Raw genomic sequence first — 3364 nt, 5'->3', positions numbered from 1 at the left:
CTTCAAGGGCACGCCCGAGCATGTCATCAACTTCTTCTTCTACGTCGCGGAAGAGGTGAGGGAGCTGCTCGCCGAGATGGGCTACACCCATCTCGACCAGATCATCGGCGACACCGATCTTCTGGAAAAGCGCGACCTGATCGTGCACTGGAAGGCGCGCGGGCTCGATTTCTCGAAGATGTTCTTCAAGCCGGATGCGCCGCATGAAGCGGTGCACTGGACCGAGCGGCAGAAGCACCCGATCGACGACGTGCTCGACCGCAAGCTGATCGAACTGGCCAAGCCGGCGCTCGAGAGCAAGCTGCCGGTCAAGATCGAGGTCGATATCCGCAATGTCGACCGCTCCGCGGGCGCCATGCTGTCGGGCGAAGTGGCCAAGCGCTTCAAGCACAAGGGCCTGCGCGAGGATACGATCCAGGTGAAGCTGACCGGCACTGCCGGCCAGTCCTTTGGCGCCTTCCTGGCGCGCGGCATCTCGTTCGAGCTTGTCGGCGCCGGCAACGACTATGTCGGCAAGGGCCTGTCGGGCGGACGCATCGTCATTCGGCCGCCGGAAGAGGCCAAGATCGTCGCGGCTGAATCCATCATCGTCGGCAACACGGTGCTCTATGGCGCAACCGAGGGCGAAGCCTATTTCGCCGGCGTCGCCGGCGAGCGTTTCGGCGTGCGCAATTCGGGCGTCGCCGCCGTCGTCGAAGGCGTGGGCGATCATGGCTGCGAGTACATGACTGGCGGCATCGTCGTCGTCATCGGCAAGACCGGCCGCAACTTCGCCGCCGGCATGTCTGGCGGCGTCGCCTACGTGCTCGACGAGGCGGGCGATTTCGCCGAGCGCTGCAACATGGCGATGGTCGAGCTGGAGCCCGTTCCGGAAGAAGACGATCTGATGGAAAGGCTGCTGCACCATGGCGGCGACCTCGACCACAAGGGTCGCGTCGACGTCTCCGGCGACATGACCAGCCATGACGAGGAGCGGCTCTACCAGCTGATATCCAACCATGTGCACTACACCGGGTCGGTGCGTGGTCGCGAGATTCTCGACGACTGGGCGACGTTCCGGCCGAAGTTCCGCAAGATCATGCCGGTCGAATACCGCCGCGCCCTGATCGAGATGGAACGCATGCGCATGGGCGTTGCGGCGGAATAGGCTTTGCAATGGCCGGGGAGCCCAGGCTTCCCGGCCCATCTTCATCGACAGTTTGACCTCCGGCGCAAGGTTGCCATGGCTGCCTCAAGGGGTTAACGGGTGCGGCGAAAACCGCACCATCTGGACAGCAGGAGCTGGACTATGGGCAAGGTAACAGGCTTTCTCGAAATCGACCGGCAGGTGCACAAGTACCAGCCGGCCTCCGACCGCATCCGGCATTTCCGCGAGTTCACGCTGCCGATGTCTGACAAGGAGGTCGAGAAACAGGCCGCGCGCTGCATGGATTGCGGCATTCCGTTCTGCCACGGGCCGACCGGCTGCCCGATCCACAACCAGATTCCAGACTGGAACGACCTCGTCTACAATGGCGACTGGGACAATGCGATCCGCAACCTGCATTCGACCAACAATTTCCCGGAATTCACCGGCCGCATCTGCCCCGCACCTTGCGAGGAAGCCTGCACGCTGAACCTCGAGGACATTCCCGTCGCCATCAAGACGGTCGAGCAGGCGATCGCCGACAAGGCCTACGAGACCGGCCATATCAGGCCCTATCCGCCGGAGAAGAAGACCGGCAAGCGCGTCGCCGTCATCGGCTCCGGCCCGGCCGGCATGTCGGCTGCCCAGCAGCTCGGCCGCGCCGGCCACGACGTCCATGTCTATGAGCGCGAGAGCCGGCCCGGCGGGCTGATGCGTTACGGCATTCCCGACTTCAAGATCGAGAAGCACTATATCGACCGGCGCATCGAGCAGATGCAGGGCGAGGGCGTCACCTTCCATTGCGGCGTCAATGTCGGCGTCGACAAGCCGGTTGCCGAGCTGCTCGCCGAACATGACGCGGTGCTTTATTGCGGCGGTTCCGAAACGCCGCGCGCGGCCGGCATTCCCGGCGACGATCTCGGCGGCGTGCATGACGCGATGCCCTATCTGGTGCAGCAGAACAGGCGGGTCGGCGGCGAACCGATCCAGTCGGTGGCGTGGCCGTCGCATCCGATCCTCGCCGGCGGCCAGCATGTGGTCGTCGTCGGCGGCGGCGATACCGCGTCCGACTGCGTCGGCACCGCCTTCCGCCAGGGCGCGGTCCGCGTCACCCAGCTCGACATCCGTCCGCAGCCGCCGGAAAAGGAAGACAAGCTTTCGGTCTGGCCCTACTGGGCGACCAAGATGCGCACCTCGTCCTCGCAGGCCGAAGGCGCCGAGCGCGAGTTTCAGGTGGCGACGCTCGAGTTCATCGGCGAAGACGGCCAGCTGACCGGGGTCAAATGCTGCGAGGTCGACGAAAAGCGCAAGCCGATCGCCGGCAGCGAATTCGTCATTCGTGCCGATCTCGCGTTCATCGCCATCGGCTTTGCCGGGCCAGCCGCTCGCGGGCCGGTGTCGGAACTGGCCGGCCAGATGAAGATCGCCATTGACAGCCGCCGCTCGAAGAATGTCGAGGCCAATGACCGGGACTACAGGACCAGCGTCGAAAAGCTCTATGCGGCGGGCGACGTGCGGCGCGGCCAGTCGCTGGTCGTCTGGGCGATCCGCGAGGGCCGCCAGGCGGCGCGCGCCATCGATGAGGCGCTGATGGGATCGAGCGTGCTGCCGCGCTGAGTCCGTCTCGAGACCCTACTTGTGCGGCCACCTGAAGGCGCTTTCCGCCCTTCCGCTGCCCCGGGCAGCTTACGGACTGATCGCCGTGGTCGTTTCGGTTGTGGCCCCGGCCGCAGGCTGCCGCCTTGGCGGCCAAGAAAAATCGTCGGCGCGGCCGGGCGAAGCAGCGCTGGGTTTAAGTGCTTGGGGTGACACGGCGTGATCTCCGCCGTTGGCGGGAACAGGGCAGTGCAATAGTACTGCCCTGTTCCTTTTGATCAGAGGCCAGTGCGGATTTCTTCGGCAAGCGCCCTCAACGTCGTCTCGACGTCATCGCCGTTTGCCATCTTCTGCATCGCCACGGCCCATGCGTTCATGGCTTCGCCGAAGCCGACACGCGGTGTGAAAGCCAGCGCGGCTTGATCCTGTATCTTTTTGAAGCTGTCAACGAAGTTGTTGAACTCGGGCTGCGAAGCGTACTTAGTCTAGGTATCGTCCTGCCAGGTCGACGTGCGCGGCGGATTGACGAGCTGGCCAGCAAGGGCACCCTTGAGCGCCACCTGCTTGGAGGTGGCCCACGGGATGAACAGCCAGGCCGTGCCCTTCTTTTCGGAAGCCGCGTTCATGGCGAGAGCCTAGATC

At 64.5% G+C, this 3364-nt stretch carries 2 protein-coding genes and 1 pseudogene; 2 read left to right on the top strand and 1 reads right to left on the bottom strand.

Annotated features, from left to right (window positions below; translation table 11 throughout):
* A pseudogene (locus tag EN914_RS28980) lies at window positions 1-1147 on the top strand (glutamate synthase subunit alpha); the annotation flags it as partial.
* Between the two features lie 141 nt (window positions 1148-1288).
* Complete coding sequence (locus tag EN914_RS28975) at window positions 1289-2743, top strand: glutamate synthase subunit beta (RefSeq protein ID WP_024504270.1); 1455 nt, start codon at window positions 1289-1291, stop codon at window positions 2741-2743.
* Window positions 2744-3207: 464 nt separating this feature from the next.
* Here the strand turns inward: EN914_RS28975 and EN914_RS39415 are convergent, their stop codons facing one another.
* A complete protein-coding gene (locus EN914_RS39415) occupies window positions 3208-3348 on the bottom strand; it encodes a hypothetical protein (protein ID WP_245265356.1) in 141 nt (46 codons plus the stop codon).
* Between the last annotated feature and the right edge of the window lie 16 nt (window positions 3349-3364).

Origin of the sequence: Mesorhizobium sp. M7A.F.Ca.CA.001.08.2.1 (genome assembly GCF_003998455.1) — a bacterium.
Classification (GTDB): Bacteria; Pseudomonadota; Alphaproteobacteria; order Rhizobiales; family Rhizobiaceae; genus Mesorhizobium; species Mesorhizobium ciceri.
The sequence above is the reverse complement of the archived record's forward strand: the minus strand, read 5'-3'. Positions and strand labels throughout refer to the sequence as shown.